2 protein-coding genes are annotated in these 1,390 nt (G+C 29.3%); both read left to right on the top strand.

What is annotated here, in order from left to right:
- Positions 1 to 39 precede the first annotated feature (39 nt).
- Positions 40 to 474 carry a transposase gene (locus HALO113_RS15810; protein ID WP_201297675.1) on the top strand — a complete coding sequence of 145 codons (435 nt, stop codon included), beginning with the start codon at positions 40 to 42 and terminating at the stop codon, positions 472 to 474.
- On the top strand, positions 474 to 1,340 hold the full coding sequence (locus tag HALO113_RS15805) for an IS3 family transposase (protein WP_201297673.1): 867 nt from the start codon (positions 474 to 476) through the stop codon (positions 1,338 to 1,340). Before HALO113_RS15810 ends, HALO113_RS15805 begins: the two co-directional genes overlap by 1 nt.
- The last annotated feature ends 50 nt before the right edge of the window (positions 1,341 to 1,390 follow it).

The raw sequence follows: 1,390 nt of genomic DNA, 5'->3' as shown, positions 1-1,390 counted from the left end.
TGTCTTGTCCTGAAATAGCGATACACAAATTTCATCGTTATGGAAACACCTCAAGAAATTAGCTATGTAAAGCGTACTCAGAAAGACTATTCCATGTCTTTAAAACTTCAAATTGTTCAAGAAATAGAGCAAGGAAAATCTACAATTACCCAAATGCGAAAACAATATGGCATTCAAAGTCATGGAACTGTTTTGGGTTGGCTCAGAAAATTTGGTAATTTTGATTGGGAGAACCAAACCCCTTCAAATATGCCAAAGTCACCAGAACAAAAAATAATGGAACTTGAAGCTCAAGTTAAATTATTAGAAAAACAAAAAGCATTTTTAGAACAACAAGCTTATGTTGCTGATAAGAAAGCTATTATTTTTGATATGATGATTGATATTGCAGAGCAAGAGTATAAAATCGACATAAGAAAAAACTTTCCACCCGAACAATCGACCAATTTAAAGCAAAAGAACAAGAAACAATAATGTTTGCCTGTACTTTGTTCGGGATAGATAGACAGGTTTATTATAGAAAAATTAAACGTCGTTTCAATAAGCAGCATAAAGCTCACTTAGTTGTGAATATGGTTTTAGAAATCAGACAACAAATGCCGAGAATTGGTGCAAAAAAACTATATCATTTATTGAATCAAGATTTAAGAATTTTAAAGATTGGCAGAGATAAATTTATTGCCATTCTTAGAGCTAATCATTTGTTAATTATTCCAAAACGGTCTTATCATATTACAACAGATTCACATCATCGTTTTAGAAAACATAGCAATCAAATATTAGATTTAGAAATAACTAAACCAGAACAAGTCTGGGTTTCAGATATTACTTATATAGGGAAAAGAGAAAAACCTTGCTATCTAAGTTTAATAACCGATGCTTATTCTAAAAAGATTGTAGGCTATAATGTCTCCGATAATTTAAACACAAAAAGTAGTTTAGAAGCATTAAAATTAGCCATAAAGCAAAGAAAAAATAAGGATTTAGTTTTAATACATCATTCAGATAGAGGATTACAATATTGCGCAAATGAATATCAGAAAATATTAAGGAAAAACAAAATAAAACCAAGTATGACACAAAACTCTGATCCGTATGAAAACGCAGTAGCAGAGAGAATAAATGGAATTTTAAAACAAGAATTTAATATTGATAAATACAACAAAGATTTGCCAATTATGAAACAAATAATAAAAGAAGTTATCCAAGTTTACAATCAAAAAAGACCTCACTACTCTAATCATATGTTAACTCCAAATCAAATGCATCAACAATCTAATCTAAAAATGAGAACTTATAAAAGAAAAAACACTTGCAAGAACGTTCTTGCAAGTGTTTAATTTAATTATTTTTGTCTAATAAATCTGTATCGATTTTTTAGGACTAGTCA

Origin of the sequence: Flavobacterium sp. 9AF (genome assembly GCF_902506265.1) — a bacterium.
In the GTDB taxonomy this organism is placed as follows: domain Bacteria; phylum Bacteroidota; class Bacteroidia; order Flavobacteriales; family Flavobacteriaceae; genus Flavobacterium.
This window is presented reverse-complemented; position numbering and strand designations above follow the sequence as displayed.

Bases quoted from the DNA above. Each gene is read 5' to 3' on its own strand.
- HALO113_RS15805 (WP_201297673.1), top strand. From the start codon at position 474: ATGTTTGCCTGTACTTTGTTCGGGATAGATAGACAGGTTTATTATAGA.
- HALO113_RS15810 (WP_201297675.1), top strand. From the start codon at position 40: ATGGAAACACCTCAAGAAATTAGCTATGTAAAGCGTACTCAGAAAGAC.